We start from the raw sequence: 3,267 nt of genomic DNA on the forward strand, positions 1-3,267 counted from the left end.
CGTGGCTCGTTTCCGCGCCATTTCGCTTGCCTGGGGCGGGCTGCAAGCGGCTTGGCCGACCACCGCACTGCGGTCGAACGGGCTGAACACAGTAATAGTATCGCCGGCGTAGGCTTGGCCGCTCACCAGCGGCGCGGCTTGCCAGGTTTTGCCGCTGAACTCGGCCAGATCGGCTTGCCATTGTTGCAGTAGCCCCAGGTCGGTTAAATTCAAACCTTGGGAGTTTTTGCGTTGCGGAGCGAATAAATCTTCCGGCAGGGCAATGGGCGCCGGTTCGGCGTCTTGCAATGCCAGTACCGGGTCCCGGCATAAGGTTTCCGGGCTGATGGCCGTATTTTCCGCTTGGTGGATAAACGAGGTATTGGCACCGTTTTCCAACAGGCGCCGTACCAGATAAGGCAACAAATCCCGGTAACCGCCGACCGGCGCATAGACCCGGCAGCGGAGAAGCGGGTGCGTTTCCAGCAGGCGGTCGTACAAGGGCTGGCCCATGCCATGCAAGCGTTGAAACTCGAAGCCGGGGTGATCTTGACCCAGTCGGCAAATCGCCGCCACCGTGTGGGCGTTGTGGGTGGCGAATTGCGGATAAAAAGCCTCCGGCCGGGACAGGATGGCCTTGGCGCAGGCCAGATAAGACACGTCAGTGGCGGCTTTTCGGGTAAAAACCGGGTAATCGGACCAGCCGTTTTCCTGGGCGCGTTTGATTTCGGTATCCCAATAAGCGCCTTTTACCAAGCGTAGCGGAATCACGCGTTGCTGTTGCTTTGCCAATTCCGCCAGCCAATCGATGACCGCCATGGCGCGTTTTTGATAGGCCTGCACCGCCAAGCCCAAGCCGTGCCAGCCGGCCAGGGCTGGGTGTTGGACCAGCTCGGCGAATATCGTCAGACTCATCTGCAGCCGTTCGGCTTCCTCGGCATCGAGAGTGACGCTAATATTGGCGGTTCTGGCCTGCTTGATCAAGGGCAATAGCTTTTCGCCGATGGCGGGAATGGCGCGGCTGGCCTGCAAGGCTTCGTAGCGCGGATACAGCGCGGATAATTTGATGGAGATGCCGGGGTTGGCGAATAAATCCGCGCCGGCCACCGTCGCCAGGGTGGCGATGGCTTGGGAATACGCTTGAAAATAGCGTTCTGCATCGGCCGTGGTCAGCGCGGCTTCGCCCAGCATGTCGAACGAATAGCGGTAGCCGGGTTGGGCGGCGGCCCGATCCAGCGCTACGTCTATCCGCTCTGCAAGCACGAAATGTTGCGCCAGATACTGCATGGCTTGTTTGACGGCGTTACGTATCAATGGCTCGCCCAGACGCGAAAGCAAACCGGCAAACAGGGATGGGTGGTGGTCCAACGCGTGCAGGCGAATCCGCTGTTCGACTTTGCCGCTCAGCAGCAAGGCGCTACTGGCCAGATTCACCATTAGCGAATCGCTGTGCAGCACATGGCTGTGCCAATCGGCATCGGCCAGTTTTTCCCGCAGGAAGCGGTTTTGGGTGGCTTGGTCGGGTATGCGCAGCAAGGCTTCCGCCATGCTCATCAACACGATGCCTTCCGCGCTGTCGAGGCTGTATTCCTGTAAAAACGCTTCGAAGGGCGAGGCCTGATTGTGTTGGCCGCGAATGGCGCCAAGCAAACGTTTGGCAAAGTCTTCGGTTTCTTGCCGGCCGTAATCGCCGAGCATCCGAATCAACTCGGGAACGAGCAGCGCTTCAGGTTGTAAAAACGCCCGGTTTATCCGGTCGCGAAATGATGCCAAAGCGGGTCGGTTCATGGCTGCTCCCCTGGGTGCTTATGCAAAGCCGCGCGGAATTGCACGTTGAAACGTTGTCGATTACGACAGCTAGCCGGACGGTTCGTTGCATGGAACGGCGATGAAACGAACTCGCGTTAGAGCGTCTGGCCAGTGACATACCAATAGCCCGCCGCGATCAATCCCAGAATCACCAGCGCCAGCAATACGTTCAGAAACGGCTTGCCGTTTGCCTTGGCGGCGGCCTGGAATTGCTGCTTGGCGAGCGGGTTGGCGTCGAGATAGCGCTCCACCGCTTCCTTGGCATCTTTCAAGCCGCAACGATTATGGTTGCGGTAATGTTGGATAGCCTCTATCAACACGCCGTTCTTCAAGGCCAGCAGGGCCGCAACCGGCATCTCGGCGGATGAGGCGGCAGTTGTGCTTGGCGACGGGGAGTGTCCAAGTCGCAGATACGCGTCCACCAAGTCCTTGGCTTCTTTGAGGCCGAGACCGGTTTCCTCCCGTACCTGTTTAATGGCCTCAAGCAGATTGCCGGCGTCGGCCGCCGCGGCGGCCCGTTCGGAAAGGGTGGGTTCGGATGCTTGCATACTGTATTACCTCGTGTTTTTGTCGTGGCCCAACCCGGCGACGGCCGGCGGTGCCTGGCTATGCTTGGAAAAATCGACACCGGCGGACGTATTTGCCTGCAAATGCGCCCGCCGGTGTCAAGTGTAGACAACACGCCCGCGCAGGCAAATAAACATAAACGCGACAATTCCGTGTAGACTGCCTTGCAGTGTGGCGAAACCCCGTTTAGGGCCCCGTTCACGTGTAAATGAGTCAATGCCGCCACGAGAAACGGGATAGTCTCTGCGATTTGCCTTTATCGACAACCATAAGGTTTACTCAAACTATGATTCGACGTTACCGGTCACTTGATGATCTATGGTGCGAGTGGGGCGACGCCACCACAGCGATTATGGAGCATATCCAATTGAAAGAGCCCTTGGATTCCAAATTCCAATGGATTTTTAGCGACGCGGCTGTCGTTATCCATCATGCCGATTACTATGCCGTAACCGTCATTCATACCGCGCTCGATTCAACGATCAATCAAAAAATCTTGCTTTCGGTACAGGCCCGCGTCTCGGAAAGCGGCGGCATTGCGGTATCGACTTTAAGAAGATCGGTCATGCCTTAAAAATATAGTGCGCCTGTTTGTTTTGGAGATTGCCTATGCCGGATTTTTTAGGTTTGTTTTTAACATCGGCCGTTGCGCCGTTTCGCGATGGTTTGCGTACGCCGCTTCAATCCGGCTGACTACAAGCCGGTTTGCGTTCGGCCCGCCATGACGCGCGGGTTGAGTTTATCGCTGTCGACCTTCATTCTGGCGTTAGCGATGCAGGCTTGCGCGTGGCGGCAACCGCTGGTTATCCCGGCAAAGCCGGATTTGGCCGGTTGCGCGGTTTTTTTTCGGGACATGGACGCCGGGGTGGAGGCGTTCGGCGTGGCGGATGCGGCGGCCGCGCGCATCGAGGG

General features: G+C 57.9%; 4 protein-coding genes. 2 read left to right on the forward strand and 2 right to left on the reverse strand.

Going from position 1 to position 3,267, the window contains the following annotated elements; all coding sequences use genetic code 11:
• Positions 1-1,767 (reverse strand): proline dehydrogenase family protein (locus tag NP596_RS20685; RefSeq protein ID WP_256617279.1); only part of this gene is annotated, 1,767 nt, incomplete at its 3' end.
• Between the two features lie 116 nt (positions 1,768-1,883).
• A complete protein-coding gene (locus tag NP596_RS20690; RefSeq protein ID WP_256617280.1) occupies positions 1,884-2,336 on the reverse strand; it encodes a ribosomal protein L7/L12 in 453 nt (150 codons plus the stop codon).
• A gap of 305 nt (positions 2,337-2,641) precedes the next feature.
• Here NP596_RS20690 and NP596_RS20695 point away from each other — a divergent pair, with 305 nt between their 5' ends.
• Both NP596_RS20695 and NP596_RS20700 read left to right on the forward strand, forming a co-directional pair.
• A complete protein-coding gene (locus NP596_RS20695; protein WP_256617281.1) occupies positions 2,642-2,929 on the forward strand; it encodes a hypothetical protein in 288 nt (95 codons plus the stop codon).
• Positions 2,930-3,076: 147 nt separating this feature from the next.
• The coding region (locus NP596_RS20700; protein ID WP_256617282.1) for a hypothetical protein at positions 3,077-3,267 on the forward strand (191 nt) is incomplete at its 3' end.

This window comes from Methylomonas rivi (assembly GCF_024505165.1).
GTDB classification, from domain to species: domain Bacteria; phylum Pseudomonadota; class Gammaproteobacteria; order Methylococcales; family Methylomonadaceae; genus Methylomonas; species Methylomonas rivi.